Annotated in this window: 19 protein-coding genes; 5 read left to right on the top strand and 14 right to left on the bottom strand. The window is 50.2% G+C overall.

Annotated features, from left to right (window positions below):
* Nucleotides 1-42 precede the first annotated feature (42 nt).
* From ACFQ0N_RS21005 to ACFQ0N_RS21055, 11 genes are all read right to left on the bottom strand, one after another.
* On the bottom strand, nucleotides 43-852 hold the full coding sequence (locus ACFQ0N_RS21005; protein WP_379330181.1) for a DNA alkylation repair protein: 810 nt from the start codon (nucleotides 850-852) through the stop codon (nucleotides 43-45).
* 106 nt (nucleotides 853-958) lie between these two features.
* The gene (locus ACFQ0N_RS21010; protein WP_379329820.1) at nucleotides 959-1,642 is read right to left on the bottom strand and encodes a Crp/Fnr family transcriptional regulator; all 684 of its coding nucleotides are present in this window, start codon (nucleotides 1,640-1,642) and stop codon (nucleotides 959-961) included.
* Between the two features lie 103 nt (nucleotides 1,643-1,745).
* Nucleotides 1,746-3,962 (bottom strand): N,N-dimethylformamidase beta subunit family domain-containing protein, encoded by a 2,217-nt coding sequence (locus ACFQ0N_RS21015; RefSeq protein ID WP_379329822.1) that lies wholly within the window; start codon nucleotides 3,960-3,962, stop codon nucleotides 1,746-1,748.
* Nucleotides 3,963-3,986: 24 nt separating this feature from the next.
* A complete protein-coding gene (locus ACFQ0N_RS21020) occupies nucleotides 3,987-4,589 on the bottom strand; it encodes a TetR/AcrR family transcriptional regulator (RefSeq protein WP_379329824.1) in 603 nt (200 codons plus the stop codon).
* Between the two features lie 480 nt (nucleotides 4,590-5,069).
* Nucleotides 5,070-5,810 (bottom strand): oxygen-insensitive NADPH nitroreductase, encoded by a 741-nt coding sequence (nfsA, locus tag ACFQ0N_RS21025; protein WP_379329826.1) that lies wholly within the window; start codon nucleotides 5,808-5,810, stop codon nucleotides 5,070-5,072.
* Entirely contained in the window at nucleotides 5,807-6,361 is a 555-nt protein-coding gene (locus ACFQ0N_RS21030) for a GNAT family N-acetyltransferase (RefSeq protein WP_379330183.1), read from the bottom strand. Before ACFQ0N_RS21030 ends, nfsA begins: the two co-directional genes overlap by 4 nt.
* Nucleotides 6,361-7,014 (bottom strand): TetR/AcrR family transcriptional regulator, encoded by a 654-nt coding sequence (locus ACFQ0N_RS21035; protein WP_379329828.1) that lies wholly within the window; start codon nucleotides 7,012-7,014, stop codon nucleotides 6,361-6,363. The genes ACFQ0N_RS21030 and ACFQ0N_RS21035 overlap by 1 nt, the downstream gene beginning before the upstream one ends.
* A 180-nt stretch (nucleotides 7,015-7,194) precedes the next feature.
* On the bottom strand, nucleotides 7,195-8,013 hold the full coding sequence (yunB, locus tag ACFQ0N_RS21040) for a sporulation protein YunB (protein WP_379329830.1): 819 nt from the start codon (nucleotides 8,011-8,013) through the stop codon (nucleotides 7,195-7,197).
* Between the two features lie 170 nt (nucleotides 8,014-8,183).
* The gene (locus tag ACFQ0N_RS21045; RefSeq protein ID WP_379329832.1) at nucleotides 8,184-8,735 is read right to left on the bottom strand and encodes a DoxX family protein; all 552 of its coding nucleotides are present in this window, start codon (nucleotides 8,733-8,735) and stop codon (nucleotides 8,184-8,186) included.
* 835 nt (nucleotides 8,736-9,570) lie between these two features.
* Nucleotides 9,571-10,107 carry a chromate transporter gene (locus ACFQ0N_RS21050; protein WP_379329834.1) on the bottom strand — a complete coding sequence of 179 codons (537 nt, stop codon included), beginning with the start codon at nucleotides 10,105-10,107 and terminating at the stop codon, nucleotides 9,571-9,573.
* Nucleotides 10,108-10,146: 39 nt separating this feature from the next.
* Complete coding sequence (locus ACFQ0N_RS21055; protein WP_379329836.1) at nucleotides 10,147-10,848, bottom strand: chromate transporter; 702 nt, start codon at nucleotides 10,846-10,848, stop codon at nucleotides 10,147-10,149.
* 277 nt (nucleotides 10,849-11,125) lie between these two features.
* Between ACFQ0N_RS21055 and ACFQ0N_RS21060 the strand changes: the two genes are divergently transcribed.
* Nucleotides 11,126-12,325 (top strand): ROK family protein, encoded by a 1,200-nt coding sequence (locus tag ACFQ0N_RS21060; protein WP_379329838.1) that lies wholly within the window; start codon nucleotides 11,126-11,128, stop codon nucleotides 12,323-12,325.
* Nucleotides 12,326-12,348: 23 nt separating this feature from the next.
* Here the strand turns inward: ACFQ0N_RS21060 and ACFQ0N_RS21065 are convergent, their stop codons facing one another.
* Nucleotides 12,349-13,398, bottom strand: a complete 1,050-nt coding sequence (locus ACFQ0N_RS21065; RefSeq protein ID WP_379329841.1) for a LacI family DNA-binding transcriptional regulator — start codon at nucleotides 13,396-13,398, stop codon at nucleotides 12,349-12,351.
* A gap of 385 nt (nucleotides 13,399-13,783) precedes the next feature.
* Between ACFQ0N_RS21065 and ACFQ0N_RS21070 the strand changes: the two genes are divergently transcribed.
* The 3 genes from ACFQ0N_RS21070 to ACFQ0N_RS21080 all read left to right on the top strand — a co-directional run bounded on the left by ACFQ0N_RS21070 (nucleotide 13,784) and on the right by ACFQ0N_RS21080 (nucleotide 17,153).
* Entirely contained in the window at nucleotides 13,784-15,355 is a 1,572-nt protein-coding gene (locus tag ACFQ0N_RS21070; protein ID WP_379329843.1) for an ABC transporter substrate-binding protein, read from the top strand.
* An 87-nt stretch (nucleotides 15,356-15,442) separates the two neighbouring features.
* Nucleotides 15,443-16,321: a carbohydrate ABC transporter permease gene (locus ACFQ0N_RS21075; RefSeq protein ID WP_379329845.1), complete on the top strand. Its 879-nt coding sequence runs from the start codon at nucleotides 15,443-15,445 to the stop codon at nucleotides 16,319-16,321.
* 16 nt (nucleotides 16,322-16,337) lie between these two features.
* Nucleotides 16,338-17,153 carry a carbohydrate ABC transporter permease gene (locus ACFQ0N_RS21080; RefSeq protein WP_379329847.1) on the top strand — a complete coding sequence of 272 codons (816 nt, stop codon included), beginning with the start codon at nucleotides 16,338-16,340 and terminating at the stop codon, nucleotides 17,151-17,153.
* A gap of 18 nt (nucleotides 17,154-17,171) precedes the next feature.
* Here ACFQ0N_RS21080 and ACFQ0N_RS21085 read toward each other — a convergent pair whose 3' ends face one another.
* Complete coding sequence (locus ACFQ0N_RS21085; RefSeq protein ID WP_379329849.1) at nucleotides 17,172-19,403, bottom strand: ATP-dependent helicase; 2,232 nt, start codon at nucleotides 19,401-19,403, stop codon at nucleotides 17,172-17,174.
* Between the two features lie 203 nt (nucleotides 19,404-19,606).
* Here ACFQ0N_RS21085 and ACFQ0N_RS21090 point away from each other — a divergent pair, with 203 nt between their 5' ends.
* Complete coding sequence (locus ACFQ0N_RS21090; protein ID WP_379329851.1) at nucleotides 19,607-21,793, top strand: alpha-galactosidase; 2,187 nt, start codon at nucleotides 19,607-19,609, stop codon at nucleotides 21,791-21,793.
* A 231-nt stretch (nucleotides 21,794-22,024) separates the two neighbouring features.
* Here ACFQ0N_RS21090 and ACFQ0N_RS21095 read toward each other — a convergent pair whose 3' ends face one another.
* On the bottom strand, nucleotides 22,025-23,176 hold the full coding sequence (locus ACFQ0N_RS21095) for an ABC transporter permease (RefSeq protein ID WP_379329853.1): 1,152 nt from the start codon (nucleotides 23,174-23,176) through the stop codon (nucleotides 22,025-22,027).
* Nucleotides 23,177-23,192 lie beyond the last annotated feature (16 nt).

The raw sequence follows: 23,192 nt of genomic DNA on the forward strand, positions 1-23,192 counted from the left end.
TTGAAACGAAGCACCTGGCGGCGGTGTCCGCTATTCGCTCATTCACGCCCTGTTCAAGCTGCGTTGCGCACGTGTTACAATCCGTTTCGTTTCCTTCGTATTTGACGTCAGCTGCCACGCCTCGCATACTTGCCTCACCCATTCCGGCCTCATCTTGCTCGCATCGTTCAACCAGTTGCTTACAGAATCCTGAACATATTTGGCCGGATCGGACTTGACCAACTCCAGCAGGGAAAGAGCCTTCTCCGGCGCTTCCTTCAATTGCGGAATATGCTTGGCCCATACCCCCTGCGGGCGTATCGATTCGATCGCAAATCTGCGGATATTGGCGTCCTCATCCTGCGCCCAGCTGTGCAGCATCCGGATCGCAGCGTCAATCTCGCCGGAAACGGATTCGCGTACCGCCATCCAGGCAATTTCACGTACGCCAAAATGACCGTCGGCAGCGAACGGCCGAATGCGCTGCAGCTTCTGTTCAAGGCTGAGCCGCTCATCAAGCCCGACTATATAGGCAGCCCAGCAGCGTACACTGTCTGAAGGGTGCGACGCCAGCCCCGCAAAGACATGCTCTGCATCCTTGGGCGGAAGCTCGTTCAGCAGCGTGAGCCACTCCTTGGCGATCGCCGGTATGATCTTCATTATTTTATTTTCGGCTGCTTTCTCCAGATTGGCGCGCATCCGCTCATAACGGGCTTGCAATTCCAGCTCCTCTACGATATGACGGAGCAAGCTGAAATGATTGACCGCAAGCCATTCCGCCAAGTTGACAGTCGGTATTTGCCCGCTTTGCAACAAGATCATGACTTCATCGGGAATTTGCGCTGCTTTGCGGGCTCCCTTGCGGTTGATTATGTCTGTATTCAGCTTTTATCACTCCCTGGCGGCATCGTTTCTCTCCTCATAGCTTATAACATACTTCCTGAGCAGCGAAAAAGATGTAATGCAGCTTACAGCTTTGCTACAACAAATTTCTCGCGTTTAATGCCTCCCGGTGGATATAAACCGTTCTGAATCCGGTCTTGATCACTTTTGCTTCTGCCAGCTCCTGCAATGCTACCGCCACCGCTTCCCGGGTTGCTCCGACTAAATGGGCAAGCTCCTGCTGCGACAATGGGAGATCGATCCGATAATAGTCATTATCCTCCTGCAATCCGAATTGACCGGATAATTTGATGACAGCATGCAAAATTTTATCATGCAGCTTTCCGAGCGCCAAATTTTGAGCAAGACTGCTCATTAAAGCCAGCCGCTCACTTATTACATGCATCATCGTCATCATAAATCGCGGCCGCTCCAGAAGAAAACGCTCGAATCTGTTTGTATCCATGATACAAATATCGCATTCCTCAATCGTTTCGATATAGATCTCTCTTGTTCCCAAGGAAATGCCCTTCATTTCGCCAAATATATTTCCTTCACTCAATATATCGAGTGTAAACTGCTTTCCTTCTGCATTGAGCCGATACAGGCGCACCTTGCCCCTTTTCACAAAATACAGCCCTTCGGTAAAAGTGTCCGGCGTCTGGATGAAGGTATGCTTTGGCACTGTCGTAATGGAAGTCATTTCGTCCATCTCTGCCAGGTCCTCTTGCGATAACGCGTGAAGCAAATTAAATTGTGACAGGTATTGTATGTTATCCATATGGCCTCCCGCTTTTTCGTTGCTTATAGTGTACCACTATGAATAACCCCCTCACCAACATTTCGAGCATCAAAGCCCTTGTCAGGAGGGGTGCTGTGAGCGATTATGTTAAGAAGCGGCGCAAGACGTTATTACTAATTCGAGCCACATTATTATCGTAATGGTTCCAGGCCATGCTGCCTGCCCAGTTAATGGAGCCAACAGAGAAGACCGCACCGCCGCCAGCAATATCAAAATAGGTCATATCTGCACGCACGAGCGGACTGTCAAGCCCCCCTTGTCCAGGCGCTGTAAACAGCAAATCTTCATGTACGACTTGATAATAATCGTCCAGACCGGTTGAGGTCGCCAATCGCAGTGCATGTTTAGGCGTACCTAATTCATGATCAAAGCGGTCAATTTCATCGCCTACCGCTCCGCCCATAACGAGACCGAAATCGCCAATTATTTCATCCTCGCCGATCCCTTCGAAAATGAAAGCTGCCGCCGGATCATAACTGTCTTGAAGGCGTTTGTACCCGCAGCCGTTGATACCGCCAAGTGCAGAGAAACCGACACCGACAACGCTTTGCGGCACAAAACCGTAATGGCGCCATAAGCCCCCCGGCTCGCCGGTTGTACTATGATAGATTTGTCCTGGCAGCGTATCAGATGATCTTGTACCGGCATTGCCGCGTCGTACTTCAAGCAAGTAAGGACGATCCGCATCCAGACTCGTTACCCAATAAAATCCATTGCCGCCCAAATACATCAGCCGCCCGCCAGCAGCCAAATACTGCTTCAACGCAATAAGCATCGGACGTGTCCAATATTCAGGGTGACTGCCCGTAATGATCACTTTATAAGATGCCAAGAGTTCCTGCCCTTCCCGATGCAAATCTTCATCCGTAACGACATCATAGGACTGCTTTTGCTTTTCCAGCCAACCGGTTATATATAAATCCGCCGAAAAATGCCGTACTGACCGCCAATTGCGGTAATGAGGCCGTATATTCATAATCGGACGCAAGCGGGAGCTGTACTGTACACCGCTGCCGTCATGATGCAAGTCATAGATCGATTTGCCCAGCTCCGGATGCTCGGACAAAAACCTGTCCTGTTCGGGAAGAACATAATCGTCACCCATATAAGCTTGAGCCTGCTCATACAGTCGTTCATTAGCATAAGCCAGATACGTATTAGTAGGAGCTAAATAGACGGCCCCTGCCTTGGCAGCCTGCTTGCCCGGGCGTACAAACAATGGCACATAATCGACGCTAACGTCAGTCTCCAGACGAAAAGCATAGACTCCGCTCGGCAGTTTATCCGGCACTTTCCAGACAAAATCAGGATCCCAGCCCGCATCGCATACATCGTCATCGTGAAAATGAACAGCAGCATATTGGTCAGGCGCTTCTTTAAAGTTCGCATATTCACCTGTCCAATTGTGACTCGTCACCGCTCGTGCTGGTGCTTGATACAACCAGCCGTCATTTTGTCCGCTCGAACAGTCCATTAAACGGCTGGATGAAATATAATGACTAAAGTCATAGTATGCTGCGCAGTCTACTCTCATACTTGCCGGAACTGCTGGTGCTGCATATAGCTGCTCGAGCTGTTCATCATCCAGGGCAATACGAAAAAAACGCGGGTTTTCCAGCTTGCCGTTGTAGTAATGCCGTCTCCTGCTCATATCAAATTGGGCAGCCAGCATTACTGCACCCGTTAACAGATTTGAGAAATCCAGTGTTGCTTTTATTTTAATACACTGCCTATCCCGTGCAGGCATCCATTGATCATGGTGATCAATGAACAGCGATGCTTCTCCTGCCTCAGCCGAATAACGCACTGCGATAAAATACCACGATTTTGCAATAAGCGGCCGCTCCGTACGAACAACCGCCGATTGTCCCGCACAGTCAATTAGAGTCAGAGCGAGCAGACCATCTTGCTCCAGCACAAGCCGACCTCCGGACGCTCCGTTCATCGCCTCCACTGACCAGAGCGTCTGCGGATGCACAGCTCCTGTCGTCAAAGTCGGCCAAGCCCATAGTTGAACCGTGAACTCTCCGCCTTTCATCCAATCGGATGGTACTGGCAATTTGCCATATGAGCCTGCCTCGATTCCCTGTACGCGTCCTGGATAAACCTTATTGCAATCGGCTTGCAAAACCTCCACCGGCAAATCGTCACGCTCAGTATCCAGCAACCCGCCGCAAAGGCGAACAACGTTTACCTTATAACTTTTGCTTGTTGTACTGACCATAACCTTGACCTGTTCCCCCGGCATTACACTGAACTGATCTGCGTACCCGGCAATGTTAAGCGCTTCCTGTTTCATTGTATCTCCTCCAATGGTAAGGGATCACTGTTCAATTCCTCGCAGATATACTTTGGCTATATGGCGGATAAAGGTTTCTTTGCTCATTTGCTGTTGTTCCACCATCTTCAGATACAAATGCGGATCAAACATGTTTATAAACTGAAATGCCATCATTTCATTAGGAAGATCACGATCAAAGATGCCTGCTTCCTTCCCCTCATCCAAAATTTTCCCGATACCAGCAAATACCTGCCCAATCAATACATCGATCTGCTGCTGCTGTGCTTTAAATACAGAGGTCAAATCCGGATCGCTCCGCAGCATAAACTGAAAAAATGCGCCCGACATTTCTTTTTCCAGCAAATAAATCAGCTTCTCCTGTGCTGTACCGTTATAAGTCTGGGCATGTTGTACGCTTTCCAGAAACATATTGAGCTTCGGTTCTACCAAGGCATAAGCCAGCTCCTCTTTACGTGCGAAATGCAAGTAAAGCGTGCCCTTGGCAATTCCAACCTGCTCAGCGATTTCATCCATGCTCGTATGGTGGTAACCTTTCTCCAGCATGATTTGTTCCGCCGCCTGCAATATGTATTGCTCCCGCTCTTGACGCTGCCGTTCCTTCAATGTTCCTTTGCTTTGTACCATACAGTTGTAAGCGCCTCCAAAAAGTAAAAGAATTCAATATTCAAATAATGACTTAATAGTCATAATATTAACGCATGCTGGTGTTTTTTTCAACTCCGCTTTTTAAATGAAATGAGATAATGGGCCGTTATTCTGCTAACAAACAGAATTGGACAGGTCAATTAGGGCTAACGAACCTGAGACACGCTATTGATGGAAAAAAGGCCGGGAAGCGGCCGATTTTCGGTGAATAACGATCGGTAGATTCGTTACAGCCCACAAGGCCCCATTTTGAGCCGAATAAGGGTTGTCAGGTTCGTTAGCGGCTGCCAACAATAGTTCTGAGGGTTACCTAGCTACATCCAGGGATACCTGTCTTTTTCCGTTCTGCGAAAATGGATACGGAATCAGCTCCCTCTGAAATAACTGACGATTCGAGAGCTGATCCATGAGATGGCGAATGAGGATTTACGAAGCAGCAGACCAGCTGATAATTCACGCTCAGCGCAGCCGGAATCCTTGCTTCTCGAGATGGGCATACATATGCTCCCGGAGCTTGTCCTTCTCCATCCGAGAGGCCATCTCCTTCGACCATTCCGTTAAGCGGCTGCCGCCTGTACGAGCGGAATAGTAGGCTTTCATCGTTTCGTCGTATTGACAAATCGCCTCAGACTGTCCGGCAGCGTCATAAGTCTCCTGATGATAGACGGCATCTAGCGGCAGCCGCGGCCGGATGTCCGGGCTATGATCCGGAATGCCGACACACATGCCGAATACCGGATAGACGAGCCGCGGCAGGCCGAGCAATTCCGCAACCCGATCCGGATTGTTGCGAATCCCGCCGATATAGACGATCCCGAGTCCGAGCGACTCAGCCGCGACTGCCGCATTTTGTGCCGCCAGAGCGGCATCAACGGATGCAAGCAGGAAGGTTTCAGTATTTTGATGGAGCTCGCCAGGCGCATGACGGTTCACGGCAAGCTCCAGCCTGTACATGTCTGCGCACCAAACGAGGAAAAGCGGGCATTGTGCCACATGCTTTTGATTGCCTGCCGCTTCTGCGAGCGATTGCTTCCGCTCCGGATCAGTCACGCCGATTACGCTGTAGGCTTGAATGTTTGATGATGTCGACGCTGCTTGCGCCGCCCCGATAATCCAACGTACCTGCTCGTCCGTTACCAGTCCCGGCTTAAACTTGCGGATAGAGCGGTGCTGCAGCAGTTGCTCGATTACACGATTCACAGTGATCTCCCCTTTTGAATGAGATACTCTTCTTTCAGTATTCCCATATGGACGATATCACTCCAGCTGCCATCCCGGTAAATCGCCTGCCGCGATATGCCCTCCTGCTGAAAACCCAGCTTCGTATATAATCTGACCGCTTTGTCATTAAACGAAAATACACGCAAAGAGACACGATGCAGGTTCATTTCCAGAAAGGCGTAATCAAGCAATAGCGTTAGCGCCTCTGTTCCGATTCCTTTCCCCCAATATTCCTTCTCGCCAATATCAAGAATACATTCCGCATTGCGGTTTTTATAATCCAACTGCACCAATGCGGTAATGCCAATCGCCTGATCATTATTTTTATCAACGATGATAAAATTTTTGGCACTGTCTCCCGCTCCAAAAATAACATGATTCACGAACGCTTCCGTTTCCGCATAGGTGTACAAATCAAGAGATGGATTCGTTGTCCGCATCACATCTATGTCATTTCTCCATTTATGATAGGTGGGAATATCCCCGATTACCATTTTGCGAAAACGAATTCTGGCTGTTTCTAGTCTCATCATTTTCCCGCACCTTTCTTTCCTTCTTTATCACTATCAAGCAATTGGCGCAACGCCAGTAAAAATACTTCCAGCTGTCGCACACTGCCAATCTGCTCTGTACCCAAATGGGCTGTGTCCAGCATCAAACCATCGATATAAGAAATAATAAATTGCGAAATGGCTGCTGCAGGTTTGCGAAGCTTGAAGTCGCCCTGCTCGGCTCCCGCTTGCAAAAAAGCGGACAATGCTTGGACTAAACGCTCATACCGCGCAGAAATATAAGGATATCGCTCTTTGTGCTTTCTATAATTTTCTGACAAGAAAAACTCCGAATTTGCGCGAACGATGGATTGGTCGGCCCGTTCTATACGTTCCTGCTGCAGCAATACCCATTTCTCGATTCGCGGCCAGGCGCTCTCTGCTGTCTCCATAGTAAAATAACTGGCGTCCTGCTCATCCTCATATTGCAATAATTCGATATAGACATGCTCAATATTGTCAAAATAACCGTAGAGCGCCCCCCTCGATATGCCTGCCTGATCCATAATATCCTGCATCGTCGCTGCCTGAAATCCCTTGGCAATAAAAACTTGCTTGGCTGCCTGCAATAATTCCAGCTTCTTGCGGCTTTTATAAGTCTCACTGACACGGGGAGAAATAATTGTCACCACCTAAAATAGACATGATTGTCGGTTTTATTTTTGATTATAACCGACAATCGTGTCGGTTTCAATCTTCAACAAAGAAAAAAACGAGCCGCGGGAAAATTCCCAGACTCGTTTTTTATCCCGGTCACACCTTGCCATGTATCGTGAGTGAAGCTTGCGCCGCTAGGTGAACTTCTTCCTTTCTTAGGGATGACTGCCGCCCTGTCCTTGCGCTGCTCCCTCTCCGCCTTCCCCGTCTTGCGGCGTAACCGTCACTCCGTTCTTGCCCGGCTGGATCGGCAACGATATATTCGGCGCTCCGGGCGCCGAATCCCCAACCGGGTTCCCTTTATTATCGTAATAATACATCGGCACATCGCCAACGACGAGCAAATATGAGATTGGAATTTCCGTTTCCACCAGCTCCGGGTGTGTGTCGAAAGGGATAATGATCGATACCTCTGCCGTGATCCGCATATAGACCTCAACTAAAATCATATTGATGCCGGCATCCTTCTGCCTTGTATTCAAATCGACCTTTGCCGCTCCAAGCGGCTCAAATTTAACGGGAACACGCGGCCCGAAGGAGGCAATGACAGCGCTGCCCAGCGCCTGCCCAATCGGAATATGTTCTGGAATATCGCCCAAGTCCGCCAATGTGTTTTGCACCGTCTGGATGGTTTGCGAGGTGATCCGCATATGCTCTGCATAGTTCAGCATAAAGGCCGTTATTTTCCCGCTTGAATTCGTTTTCCAATCAATCAATTTTTCGGTTACATCCGTCTGATGAGCGACCTGATCGGTGATTGATTTATTGATCGCTTGTGTAGCTACCTGCTTGACCCGCATGACAGCAACATGCATCAGCGGCTCCTTTAAATTCCGCTCGACAAATATAAAGGACTGAACGAGCAAAAAACCAAAAAGCAGCACAATGATAAGCGTCAGCTTGCGCCGGCTTAAGCTGCCCGGTCGTTGGCGGCGGCTAAAGCTGCCCCATTTTCTCTTCCCCCATCTCGGCATGAGCCGCCCCCCTTTGCCCCTTTATCTACTCTCCCTTCCCATTCATATGCAATGTCCGTCCAAAAAATGAAGTCAGGAAATCATTAAAAACCGGGAACGGCTGTTTTCAGCCGCCCCCGGTTTGGGATCGGTAACACTTTTTATACTCGTGACATGCTCTCTATTTTAAGTTAGATGGGGGCCGGCGTATTCGGTTTTGCACCGTCTGCCGTCGGCTTGCCGCCTTTGCCGGCCTTGCCTTCCCGCTTGAACACTTTGCGAATAAGCGGCAGCAGGTAGTAGTCTACACCGAACTTACCAGCATTGGCGCCTGCTATCATGACAATTCCGCCAATCAGCAGCATCCAAGGGTTAGTGCTTACAGTGCCGGCAAACATGAACATGAAGTTCATCAAAATTCCGAAGAAGGCTGCTGTCGCTGTCACTGCTCCAAGAATAAGACCAAGTCCAACCAATGTTTCGCCTATAGGAATTAGAACGTTAAAGATTTTCGCATTAGGTATCGCGAACCGCTCCAGGAAAGCGTTGAATGTCGGATAAACCAGCGTGCCTGTCGCTTTATCCGCCACTGGATTGGCAACCGCCCCTTTCAAATAACCCGTTGCGTCAAATCCGCCTGTCAGCTTGTGTATGCCGGCCGTCATCCATTCCCAGCCCAGGTAAACCCTCAGCAGAAGTAAAAATCCGGCTGCATATACGTTTTCTCTTAGAAATTTAATCATGATTGATACACTCCTTCTATTTGATCTTGCTCAAGTTCTCAGATTACGTGATTTTTTTCACAAACTTAGCTAAAATAAATCCGCGACTTTCATTTTGTCTCTGATGATGTATGGCGCTGTCGCATGCTGCCACTTCCTTTCTCGCTCTCGTCTTTATGTTGTTGTTTTTGTTGTGCTTTCCCTTTCCACACTCTTATAATAACCCGGATTTCAAAATAAGTATGTGATTTAAATCACATACTCAAAAAATTTTTTTGACCGATTACAATCGCTGGCGACGTGTTCAGGGAGGCGGAAATGATCAGCTGAGAGGCAAGCGGACACACGATCCGCTATTTGCTCAAAAAACGGGCGTTTGGAGGGGTTGGGCGGACAGAGGAGCCGTTATTTGCGGATTATTCCTGGTTTTCGCAGCGATTGGAGGCCATTAGCGGAACCACGGTCCGCAAGCCGGCCGTCTTAACTGGTTTGTTCACAAATAAGGGATCTACGGTCGGCTCGAGATGGCTCGGAGACGCTTAGGCTCGCTCGGCTAGGCGAGGCCGTGAGGCATCCGGACATACGATCCGTTATTTTATCGAAAAACAGGTGATTGGAGGTTTGGGCGGACAGAGAATCCGTTATTTGCGGATTTTGTCTGGTTTTCGCGGCAATTGGAGGCCATTAGCGGAACCACGGTCCGCAAGCCGGCCGTCTTAACTGGTTTGTTCACAAATAAGGGATCTACGGTCGGCTCGGAGGCGCTTAGATCGCTCAAGGTCCGTTTCACCCAACGCTACGGAACCGCGCCCGCCCGAGTCGGCCAGGCAGCCTCCTGTTTTTCGATTAGCCTTAATCAAAACAAGACGATTCCCGCCAAGCCGGAAGCGGCGATCACTGCCAGCGGATGCATTTTATACTTGATAATCCCGACTAATGCGCCGGCACAAATAAGCAGCGTTCCAATCGTTGTCCATGTAAGCAATTGATCGCCTTTCCCCATAAACCCAAAGTGGATGGCCGCATAGGTGATCAAAGCGGCTACGACCGGACGCAGGCCGTAGAAGGAGGACTTTACCCAATGATTATGATGAATACGATGCATAAAAGTCGCCAATAATACAATTAAAAATAAGGACGGAAATACGATGCCGATCGTAGCGGAAATGGCACCGCCGATGCCGCCGATATGATAGCCGATCAAGGTAGCGCTGTTAGCGGCAATCGGCCCCGGCGCCATCCCGGCCAGCGAGACGATTTGCTGAAATTCCGCATCCTGCAGCCAGCCGTGCGCGCTCACCTCATATTGAACGATGGGAATCACTGCATAGCCGCCGCCAAACGATATGAACCCTACTTTTAGAAATGTAAGAAACAGCTCCCACCACATCATTTTATCTCCCTCTTTTTCACTTGCAGCATATTCTAGATGCTAGATGTAATACTCCGGATAATAGGTTTCCTCCACCGGCTTTCCCTTCGCTTGCTTCTCGGTCTGCACTTTCCATCCAAGCAGCATTTTCACCTTTACGACCGCCATCCCGGCGACAATGCCGGCAAGAATGGCAAATAACGGATGAACCTTCGTAAACAGCAGTACGGTTAGTGCGATTAGCGCTATACTGACGGTTGCTTTATCAAATAGAGAAGATTTGCCCATACGGTAGGCCGCCACGAGAATAAGCGCAATAACTGCCCCTTGTATGCCCTGCAGCGCCGCGGCAAATTTCGCATTGTCAGAAAACTGGCCATATAAAAAGCTCAACACGAACACGATTAAAAAGGTTGGCAGCGTAATGCCGACAATTGCTGCTACAGCGCCTGCTATACCTGCCATCCTGAATCCGATATAGGCCGACGCATTAACGCCTACGCCGCCCGGCGCCGATCCCGAGATTGATAATATGTCGCCCATCTCTTCCTCTTGAATCCAGCCGCGCTTGGTTACAACCTCGCGCTCAATAAGCGGAATCATCGCATACCCGCCGCCGAAGGTCATAGGACTAATGCGAAAAAAAGTCCAAAACAACTGGAAAAGCAATGATAATTGCTTGTTCTTTGTCAATTTGGGCGACGATGACGTTGACGTTGATGTTGGTGTTGATGCAGCTGCTGCCGCCTGTATTTGTGCCACAATTGTCGCCTCCCAAGCATTATTTCTTTCTATTATACCACCTTTATTTCATTTTGGAATAAAGTATTCGAAAAACAATCAAAAACCTATTTTTTCCCGCAAAAAAATGAGTGAAATTGTATAAAACCCGCTTTTCCGAGCGGACTAGTTCAGTTATTTAAAATCATTTTGGTTTAAAGTCGTCTATCTCTACCTTGGATTTCGCAAAAAACTGGAGGTTCATGTATAATAAAATAGATTTTTTACATCTGAATTGTTGGTTAAACGGGGGATTGTGATGGATAAACGATTGAAGACAGTACCTTCGGCCAAGCGGCTTCTTTTTAACCATATTGCTGAGCTGGGCGTCGTATCCAAAGCGGAGCTGCTAACCTCCATGAGTTTGACAAGCAGCACATTAACGCGCTTGCTTGATGATATGGTAGCCGAAGGCTTGCTCCAATTGTCCGGCCTGGGGCATTCCAGCGGCGGCAGAAGACCCCTCCTCTATGAAGCGGCGCCCGACTACGGTTATATGTTCGGCATTGAAATTTCCCGGGTCTCCTCTTCGCTTGGCTTGTTTGATATGCAGCTGAACCCTCGTTCGCTTATCCATTGGCCGATGGATGAAGCGATGACGCCAGAGCGGTTCATTCAGCATGTTCATCTCAACATCAATGCTTTTTTGCGCGATCATCATATTGCCCGCGAGCAGGTTCGCGGAATCGGGATTGGAGCTGTCGGACCGCTGGACCGGGAACGAGGCATCATTGTACAGCCGCTTCACTTCCCTGCCAAAGGGTGGGTCGACCTGCCGATCTGTGAGCTTATGGAGCAGCTGACCGGCTTCAAAACCATTCTCGACAACGGAGCCAACGCCGCGCTGCTCGGGGAGCAGTGGGCGCTCCGGCACGAAAAAGTTCAGCATATGCTCTACGTGCATGCCGGGGTCGGCATTCGTTCGGCCATGATGTCGCATGGACAGATCATCCATGGCACGGTCGATATGGAAGGTGCGGTCGGCCAGATGATTATTCAGACCGATGGGCAGCGGCTTCACGAAACCGGCAACTATGGGGCACTGGAAGCATATGTATCTGTGCAAGCGCTTGAGAAGCAGGCGCGCGCCCAATTAAAAACAGGGCGCAGCGATTTGTCCCCTCTGCTGCTGGAACAGCCGGATCGCGTAAATTTCGCCGCATTAGTCAAAGCGCTGCACGCCGGCGATCCATTCGTGCGCGAATTATTTATGCAATCAGCCGCCTATTTTGGAATCGGACTTGCCAACTTGATCAACGTCCTTCACCCGGAAAAAATTATTTTGGGCGGCGCGCTCATCAATGCGCACGAACTGTTTTATCAGACAGCCATCGAGGTCGCGCGCAAGAACAGCTATTACTATCCCCAATATGAACCGCTCTTTTCCAAAGGCGAATTGAAGGAAGATGCAGTGGCGACCGGAGCTGCCATGATGATGTGGAGAGAGCTTGAAATATAGTTTCAAGGACTGGCTGACGCGATTTACACCTGCAGCGGCTTGCCTGGGCCGGAGGCGCCGCAGCTCCTCCGGACGACAAGCTCTGAAGGAATGATGAGATTTTGCGGCGGCCTCTCCTTTTTGCGGTTAAGCATCTTCAATATCAGCTTGGCGCCTTCTTTGCCGATTTCGTACAGATCAGTCGAGATTGATGTGATCCCGTATTTTTCGGCGATATGTGTATTCTCAAAACTGACTAACGCCAGGTCTTCCGGCGCTGACAATCCATGCGCGCGCATATACTCGAGCACGCCAGCCGCCTGAATGTCGCGGCCAGCGACGACCGCCGTCGGCGGCTCCTTCAGCGACAGCAAGCAATCGGCCGCCTGATAGCCGCTCGCCTCTTTCTCATCTCCAATATACATATAGTCATCGCGAAATTTAATCCCATTGTCCGCCAGCGCATCCGCAAAGCCTTCCAGCCGGTCTTCGCACACGAGGTAATTCAGCGGCCCCGGGCTAATAAAGGCAATCCGTTTATGCCCAAGCTCGATCAGATGCATCGTATTGCGGTAAGAAATTTCATAATTGTCTACGTCGACGGAATTGATCGCTCCCTTCTGATCATTGCTGCCGATAATGACAACCGGAAAATGATGCTCGGACAGCTCATGAATAATCGAGGAATCTTGACTTGGCAGTGCAATCAGCACGGCATCCATCGCCCGCTCCCGCATCAGCTTGATCAGCTTCGGCGTCTTGGCTTTATGGCCTTGATTTTCCCAGGCGATAAGCAAGTTGTAGTCTCGCTGGTCCAATACATCCCCTATCCCCTGCAGCAAAATCGAAAACGTCTGGCTTCCCGAAAAAGAAAAGAAATCCGATCCCGGATGCGGCGTAAACAGACAAATATTGTTCGTCTTTCGCGTTACTAACCCCTTGGCCGCGGAATTCGGCTGATAGTTCAGCCGCTTGATCACTTCAAAAATCCGTTCTCTCGTCTCAGGCGCGACAGGCCCTGTGCCATTGAAAGCAAACGAGACAGTCGAAATCGAAACTCCCGCCTCACGGGCGATATCTTTAATCGTAACCATGCTGCCACCCTCTACAAAAACGTTTTAATAAACAAAACGTACCATATCGCCATGCAAATGGTCAACCGGACAATTCAGCTCCTTTTTTACGCTGTTTTTATTGAAAATAACGAATGAAAGCGTATATTATCAAGGTTTTTATCGCTATTTTTATTCAATCATTTTTATATTGATCTCCATTTCGAATCAATGTTATCATTGAAGCAAAGGAGACTTTAAAGCGTTTTCATCACATTTCACTACCTGTTTACCCCTATTTTGTCCCTCAAATATGAGGGTATAGGGAAATTTTTGAAAGAAATAAAAACGTTTTAATCGCTATTTTCACTCAATTGCAACCATCTCCAACAACTTCGTTAACCATGAACAAGGGGGAATCTACACGATGAAAAAAACGACAACACTGATGCTGGCGGCTGCTCTTCTGCTCGGTAACGTTGCAGGCTGCAGCTCGGGCAAAGAGTCGGGCAGTCAGACAGATGAGACACCCGTTACAGGCAATGCCGGAGACAAGCGGACCATTACCTTTTCCACCATTACGAATTACTATACGGACGGGCTGAAGCAGGCCGCCGAGGACTACTCCAAGCTCCATCCGGAAACGACGGTCAAGATCGACATCGTTACCGACAACTCGACCTATCAAACCTCCTTCCAGGCAAAAATGGCTGCAGGCGGCAAAGACGCTCCAGACATCGTCCATGCGAATTTGCTTGGCGATTCGAGCGGCAACAACATCAAAAAAGGCTGGCTGCTGCCGCTGAACGATTTCGTCAAACAGCCTAACCCTTATAACAATAAGACCGCGCTGTGGGATGGAATCGACGAAAACTACCACCCTTACGCTTACACGGAAAACGGCGACATCTTCATGCTTCCCTTCGATCTTGTAGGCACCGGATTTTACTACAATAAAACGATTTTTGACAAGCTCGGCCTGGAAGTGCCGACGTCCTGGGAAGATTTGCTAGCCACACTGCAAAAGCTGAAGGACGCCAATTATATCCCGCTCTCGATGTCATTCACTGTCGCGGCGGATTATACAGGCTGGATGAAGGGCACGTTCATGGATTGGACGGCAAGACAGTATATCCCTGACATACTCGTGCAGAAGGGCGATGCCCGCAATACGCCTGAAATTGAGAAAGTGAACAGCAAAGTTCATTACGCGGCTGACGACCCGTTCTTCGATGTAGGCGCGATCCGCGATCCCGAACGCATTATGGCCCTGTGGAAAAGCGGCAAATACGACGCCCAAGGCCCTGCCGAGCAAAAATATTGGCAATTGCTGAAGGATCTGTCCAAGTTTTATCAGCCTGGCTATACGACGATGAGCGATCCGGACTGCTATAAACTATTTATCTCCGGAAAAGCGGCCATTTACTGGAACGGCAGCTGGCAAGTCGGTCAGTTGGTGAAGGATCAGCAAAAGCTGGGCGATAAAGGCTTTGAATGGGGGACATTCAAGTTTCCGAATTTCAAGACCCCTGATCCGAACTTCCCGGGCGAGCCGCGCGGCATTCTCGTGCCCGGCCACCAGCTTAGCATTGTCAATAAACAGGACGACGAGCAAAAGAAACGCGCTGAAGACTTCATGATGTATCTCTACTCTCCTGAAATCGCACAAAAGGTGTACGAAACAACGCTCAATGCCGGCCAATTCGTGCAAGGCCCGAGCCTGGTGAAGGGCGTCAAGCTGTCCGATGAAATTAACGGTTATTTGAAAGGCTTCCTGACTGCAGGCAACATGATCGGCGATCTGGGCATGATTGCCAATGGCAACCCGACAGGCAATACGACGCTAAGCACCGAATTCAAGACGCTTGAGCTGCAGTTTTTCGATGACAAGGTTACACTGGAAGAGTTTCTGAAGAAAAAAGCGGAGTTTACGAAGAAAACCAATGAGCAATATATCGCAGACAACAAATTCGACCTGGATCCTGCAACGAATCCCTAAGGTTAGACAATAAGGCGCAGGAGGGATGGCTTCTGCCATCCCCCTCTCCTGTTTATTCGCGCCATTTGGAAAAAGGAGAGTCAAACAATGCGTGCCATACAATGGAAAAAATATAGCATATCCTATTTATTTCTCATTCCTTCTTTTTTGTTTATCGCGACATTTTTGTATTACCCGGTACTACTTGCCATGTTTCATTCCTTTACGAAATGGAATCTCGTAGAATCGGAATGGATCGGTTTCGACAATTTTACGAATATGTTCAATGATCCGATGTTCGTCAAAGGTGCGCTCAACCAGCTCATCTATACGGTAACCGATATACTGAAAGCGATTATTTTTCCTCTACTCGCAGCCGAGCTGATTCATATGCTTGGGGGAAAAAAATTGAAATATATGTTCCGCACAGGCTTCATATTGCCAATGCTGCTGCCCGGAATCGTGACCGTGCTGTTATGGCAAAATATGTACGATCCCAGCAACGGCCTGATCAACCAGCTGCTGTCGGTGCTTGGCCTGGAAAGCTGGGCAATGCCCTGGCTCGGCGATGAGAAGACAGCCATCTGGTCGCTAATTATGATGGGCTTCCCGTTTATTGCCGGGCTGCCGTTTCTTATTTTCTACGCGGCGATCGGCAATATGAGCCAGGATCAGCTTGAAGCCGCGCGCATCGACGGCGCGACCGGCTGGCATATTTTTACCAAGCTGCATCTGCCTTTTCTCGTTCCGCAGTTCAAGGTTGTCATTATTTTGACGATCATTGGCAGCCTGCAGGATTTCGTGAAAATTCTCGTTATGACCCAGGGCGGGCCGGGCGATGCTACGATCAATCCGGCCATGCTGATGTATAACGCCGCATTCGGCGCTTCGCAATACGGATACGGCTCGGCGATCGGCATTGCTTTGTTTCTGATCATTCTTGTCATTACGCTGTTCAACATGAAATTTTTGAAAACAGATTACTAATTTTAAGGAGGTCGCCATGGCCGCTCGCTTAAGTAAATGGACGGGAGGCGCCGTTCTTTTGGCCCTTCTTGTTGCTACGCTTGTTCCATTTGTACTGCTTATTTTCTTTTCTTTTAAGGATCATCTTGATATCTTGATCGACTTTTGGGGCTTTCCTTCGGCGATTAAGTGGGAAAATTATACGGTTGCATGGGAGGCAGTCCAATCAAGCATCGGCAACTCGCTGTTCGTCTGCATTGTGACTGTGCTCGGGGCCGTCGTTCTCGGCTCGCTGTCAGGCTATGTATTTGCCCGTCACCGCTTTCCGCTGAAAGGGCTGCTGTATATTTTGCTGATCGGGGTCATGATGATTCCATCCTTGCTCAACACCGTTCCTTTGTACGCGATTATTGTCAAGCTCGGCATGACCAAGAGCTTCTGGGGGCTGATCCTGCCTTACATTGCAGGTACGCAGCTGCTCGGCATTTTGCTTTGCCGGACCTTTTTCGAATCGCTGCCCGAGGAGTTGTTCGAAGCGGCCAGAATCGATGGCGGCAATGAATTTTATATTTACGCCCGCATCGCTCTGCCGCTGTGCTTGCCGATTTTAATTACGATCGGGATTGTCACATTTCTGTCGGTATATAGCGACTATTTGTGGCCGTTTATTGTGCTCGACCAGGATCACCAGACCTTCACCATGGCCGCCGTCAGCCTGAACCGTTCAGGAAGCTCGGATATCGGGCTGTCGTTCGCCGGCTATATCATCGGCAGTATCCCTACCATTGTCGTCATTTTGTTTGGCATGAAATATTATATCGAGGGCATGGTCGCAGGGGCAGTAAAATCATGACAGGCCATTTGCCTGAATCTACACAGGCTCCAGCAAGCCATTTTCCAAACAAGCGGCGAGCGACAGCTGCTTTACTTTGGGGCCGAATTGCAGCTCGATCCGCTCGCTGTTCAGCCCGGTAATCTTCCCTGTACCGAACACGCGATGCTTTACCATCAGCCCTGCCTTCAGCTCCGAACGATCGCGCAAAGCATTAGGGCTTATGGGCAGCTTTACCCCCTCGGCAGTCACAGTTGTGACAACACGCGCTGCAGCAGGGCGCGCCCCCCGCTGCGGCGGTGCGGCCTTTTCCTGCTGCGGCGGGTTAATAATCGCCCTGACCGCAGTCACAAATTGCGACTCCTTCACCTTCTCGCCATCGCGCTTTTTGTACACAAACAGCTCAAGCTGCCGCTTCGCCCTCGTCATCCCGACATAGAACAAGCGGGCCGCCTCCTCCAGCGCTTCATTGTCACGCTCCTCCGCTTTCACATCCTCCTTCGACGGAATGATTCCCTCGATCAGATCGAGCATAAACACCCGCTCGAACTCCAATCCCTTGGCGCTATGGAAGGTCGAGAATGTGACGGCATTTTGCCCTTTGCGCCTTTTTGCGCTCTTCAGCACCGCTTCCAGATGCTTCAGTCTCGCCGCGAACTCTTCCATCGTCTCCAGCGTATCGGCAATTTCCTCCAGCGTATTCAAGATTCCGATCAAATAATCTTTGCGAAAGCCGAGCCGCTCGCACATCCGTTCAATCGCCTTCTCGTAGCCGAGCCGCTGCCGGATCACTTGAATCGCCGGGCGCGGCGGCATGCCGCGCATTTGCTCGAACGTTTCCTTCGTCGCTTGCAGCGCTTTAATCTGATAGTCCTGCAGCGGAACATGCTGCAGCAAATTATCAAAGACGGATTCCTGATTTTGAACCGCTTTAAGCGCCGCCATCTGCTGCTTGCTAACATAGCCGTTCATTTTTAGATGAATTTTCTCCAGCAGGTCCGGCCGGCGGTCCGTAAAGGTCATCCGCATAAAATTCAAAATATCCTCCACAACCCAGTGCGAGAAAAAGCGGTTATCCGCGTCCTTCATATAGAAAGGGATGCCTGCCCGGTCAAACGCATTAATGAGCGCAATCGAGGATGAATTGTTGCGGTACAGCACCGCAATTTCCTCCAGCTTTTCTTCCTTCTGAATCGCCTTGATCACATATGCGGCTTGGGCGTTATAATCCTCAAGACTGCGAATCTTCACCGGCCTTCCGGCCGGGTTATGCGTGAACATATTTTTTTCATATCGGTTCTTGTTGCGCTTAATAAACAAATTCGCCACATGGACGATCTCTTTGCTGGATCGGTAATTTTGCTCCATAAACAGCGTTTTTGCCGCCGGGTACTTTTGCTTAAAGTCAAGCAAATACGACGGCTCCGCCCCGCGCCAGCTGTAGATCGACTGATCGTCATCGGCTACGACGCACAAATTTTTGTGAGGACGCGCCAGCTTTTCAATGATCGCATGCTGAATAAGCGAAGTATCCTGACTTTCATCGGTCAAAATATAACGGTAGCGCTGCTGATATTTGAAGAGCAAGCCCGGCATCTCTTCCAGTGCCCGTTCCGCAATAACGAGCATATCGTCAAAGTCGAGCAGCAGTTTGCTGTGCCCGAATTGCTTGAACCTTTCATATTCGCGCAGCACGCGCTCCGCCTGCGGCACGTCAGTTTTAACGAGCGCCCATTCCTCAGCCGGAATCATTTTATTTTTTATATAGCTAATATAGGTCGTCAGCTCTTCCAGCTGGTCATCCGTAATGTTGTCCCCTGTCACCGTCTTGAACAAATTCCGCAAAACAATCTTCTTATGCAGCGGCAGCTCCGTCTGATCTGCTTGCTCCTCGTGCTCAACATCGCCTTCTATAATTTGAAAGCTGGTGCCGCTGTGGTAGAAATAATCCCGCGCCACTTGAAAGGCAAAGCTATGAATCGTCGAAAAATCAATCGGCGGCAGCTGCGGAAAAAAACGCCGGAACCGTTCCTTCATATCCGCTGCCGAGGCGCGGCTGAACGTAACCGCCTTTATGGTTGACGGATCGACACCCTTTTCTTCTATTAAATATCCGATGCGCATAATAAGGGTCGTCGTTTTTCCCGAACCCGGCGAAGCCAGCAGCAGCATCGGCCCTTCGGTATATCGCACAGCCTTATGCTGGACCTGATTTAAGGACACGCCGATTTCCGCCTTTTTGCGCTCAAAAAAATCTGCTTGTTCGTTCATCGCTCATTACCCTTTCGTTCCCCCGGTAGAAATGATTTTCCTACTATTATTATAGCAATATATCCCGTCATGCAACCGCCCAAAATCCTACATCTCTACATATTTCGGCTCGTTTCCTCCATAGAAAACGCATTTTGTTCTGCTATTATGGAAGGGCTAATCGATGAAAACGATAATTTGAAAGATTGAGGTGTATTTCATCCATGTCTATTATCTATGATGCCGAACAACGCCTGTTTTATTTGCACGCCGGCCGTACGAGCTACGTTCTGCATGTTTATAAATCAGGACATCTGACACATTTATATTGGGGCGACCGCATTCGCGAGCTGCAGCCTGACCGCATGATCCGCACAATGGACCGGGCTTTTTCCCCGAATCCCAATCCGGACGACCGTTCCTATTCTTTGGACATGCTCCCGCTGGAGTTTCCGGGCTACGGCAACTCCGACTATCGTCAGCCGGCCTACCAGGCACAGCTTGCGAACGGCACGACAGTGACCGATTTGCAATATATCTCGCATACGATTACACAAGGAAAAGCCAAGCTTGCCGGTCTGCCCGCCACTTACACGGAAGATGCGTCTGAGGCGCAAACGCTGGAAATCGTCTTGGAGGACAAGCTGAGCGGACTGCAGGCTATTCTCAGTTACACGGCATTTGCAGCGCTTGATGCGATTGCCCGCAGCGTTCGCTTCGTCAATCACGGCCAGCAATCGCTCAAGCTGCTGCGCGCGCTCAGCATGAATGTAGACTTTGCGCACGACAAGTTTGACCTGCTGCATTTGTCCGGCGCTTGGGCAAGAGAGCGCTACATCGAGAGAAGAGCGCTCAAGCCGGGAACGCAGTCGATCGAAAGCCGCCGGGGAGCGAGCAGCCACCAGCATAATCCGTTTTTGGCGCTGGTCTCGCATGACGCGACTGAAGATCACGGCAGCGTATATGGCTTCAGCCTTGTCTACAGCGGCAATTTCCTCGCTTCCGTAGAAGTCGATCAAATGTATACGACACGTCTGTCCATGGGAATTAACCCGTTCGACTTCGATTGGCTGCTGGAGCCTGGTGAAACATTCCAAACACCGGAAGCGGTAATGGTTTATTCCAAGCAAGGGCTGACCGGCATGTCGCAAACCTTCCACGAGCTGTACCGGACAAGACTTTGCCGTGGAGAGTTCCGCGATAAGGCGCGCCCAGTGCTGATCAATAACTGGGAAGCCACTTATTTTAACTTCAATGCTGAAAAAATCGAGCAGATCGCCAAGGCCGGCAAGGAGCTTGGTATCGAGCTGTTCGTGCTTGACGACGGCTGGTTCGGCAAGCGCAACGATGATACAACCTCGCTCGGGGACTGGTCCGTAGACCGAAACAAGCTGGAGAACGGTTTGGAGGATTTGGTGAAACGGGTCAACGATCTCGGCATGCAATTCGGCATCTGGTTTGAGCCGGAAATGATCTCCCGCGACAGCGAGCTTTACCGCGCGCATCCGGACTGGTGCCTGCATGTGCCGAACCGCACACGCTCGGAAGGCCGCAATCAGCTCATTCTCGATTTGACACGTCCCGAGGTGTGCGATTACATCGTAGCGTCAGTTTCCAGCGTGCTGGCCAGCGCTCCTATTGCCTACGTAAAATGGGACATGAACCGCCATATGACAGAAATCGGCTCGGCAGCCTTGCCGCCGGAGCGGCAAAGAGAGACGGCTCACAGATATATGCTCGGCTTGTACGATGTCATGGAGCGGATTACATCTGCCTTCCCGCATGTTCTATTTGAAAGCTGCTCCGGCGGCGGCGGCCGTTTTGACCCGGGCATTCTGCACTATATGCCGCAAACGTGGACAAGCGATAATACGGATGCGGTCGTGCGCCTGAAAATTCAGTACGGCACAAGTCTCGTCTATCCGATCAGCGCGATGGGCGCTCACGTCTCCGCTGTGCCGAATCATCAAGTGCACCGCACCACTTCGCTGCAAATGCGCGGCGATGTAGCGATGTCCGGCAATTTCGGCTATGAGCTTGATTTGACGAAGTTCACGCCGGAGGAGCGGGAACTGGCGGCACAGCAAGTTGCCCTGTATAAAGAGCTGCGCGAGTTTGTCCAATTCGGGCGCTTCTACCGGCTGGCCAGCCCGTTCGAAGGCATGCAGGCCGCGTGGATGTTCGTCTCGGCAAATGGACAGGATGTGCTGGCCTGCAGCTTCAACATTCTGGCTGAGCCCAACGCGCCTTTCAGCCGCCTGAAGCTCAAAGGGCTCGATCCTCAGCAAAATTACCACAATGTTGAGACCGGAGAAGTATACGGCGGCGACGAGCTGATGTATGCGGGCATTTCTTTGCCGCTGCCGCACGGCGATTTCCAAAGCCAGCTGTTCCGTTTCCGCGCGGAATAGGAAACAGCGCCCATGGACACCAATTCCATGGGCGCTGTTTCGTCCAAGCGGACACCAGATCCGTTATTTGTGAACAAATGTACCCAAACGATTGGTCCGCGGACCGTGGTTCCGTTATTGGCCTCAAATCGCCGCTAAGCCCCAGCAAAATCGGCAAATAACGGATCCTGTGTCCGCGAAACCTCCGAATGACTCGTTTACGGCAAAATAACGGATCGTCTGTCCGCTCCGTTAGTTCACGGCTGTCTGCATAAATCTTTTGAATCTTAGCCATGCCACGAGCAGTCCGGCTGAGGCGAACGCCAGCAGAATGACGATGGACGGCCATACACCGCCAATATTCGCGCCGCGTATCATAACATCCTGCAGCCCCTTTTGCGCCCAGAATTGCGGCAGAAACCGGCCGATCTGCTGGACAATGTCGGGCATCAGCTCGATCGGGAACCATAGGCCGCCCAGTACAGCGCCGCCCATCGCGATAATTTGTGTGAAGGCTACGCCCTGATTCTCGCTATTGACGAGCAGGGACAGCGCCAATCCGAAGCTTGTGCCGCATAGCGCCAGGCTGACGACAAGGACGAGAATGGCACTCAAATCGCCCAAATGCAAGCCGTAGACAAAATGGCCGAAAGTAAGCAGAACTGCTGATTGAACGAGCACGACAATAATATGGGGAATCCACATCCCGATCAAATAATGCAGCGGATGCATCGATGTGCTGCGAAGACGGGCCGTCGATCCCGATTCTTTCTCTTTAATAAAGCGAGTGACCATCGTAATCATAATGAAGAAGACGAACATGACGGTATATCCTGGAACAACCTGAGCGATCATATCCACCTTGACGGCGCTCTCCTTGCTCTGGTTGATCTGAATCGGCGGCAGCAAAATTTGGTTGATCTTGGCGGCATCCACTCCCGCTTCGGCCAAACCGCCTGCAAGCTTGCCTTCGCGATAACCGGCTGCGATATTTTCCATCACCGCCTGAATCGGCGCTGCCGCGGCATCAGCTGTTGCATCCTGATAGAACATCAGCTCCGCCGTTTTCGTCCCCGCATGCAGTGTTTCACCAAATCCTTGCGGAATGACAAGCAGCGATGACAGCTTGCCATTGCGGATTTTTTCAATTTGCTCCGCCGCTCCCGCCTGCTCGTCCTGCTTGAGCGCAAAACCTTGCAAAGCCGATATCGACTCGAGAAATTTCCGAGAGCCGTCCGATTTATCCTCATCAATATAATGGACCGTAATCTTCGTGTTTGCCGTACCGCCAAAAATGGAAGCAAATAGTACAATAAACAAGATCGGCAGGACAAACATCCAGAAGAACAGGCCTTTTTCCTTAAGCATAACCTTCAGTTCTTTACGTGCGATGCTTTTAATCATTTTCCGTTCCCTCCCA

This window comes from Paenibacillus sp. GCM10027626, from assembly GCF_042676285.1.
GTDB lineage: Bacteria > Bacillota > Bacilli > Paenibacillales > Paenibacillaceae > Paenibacillus_Z.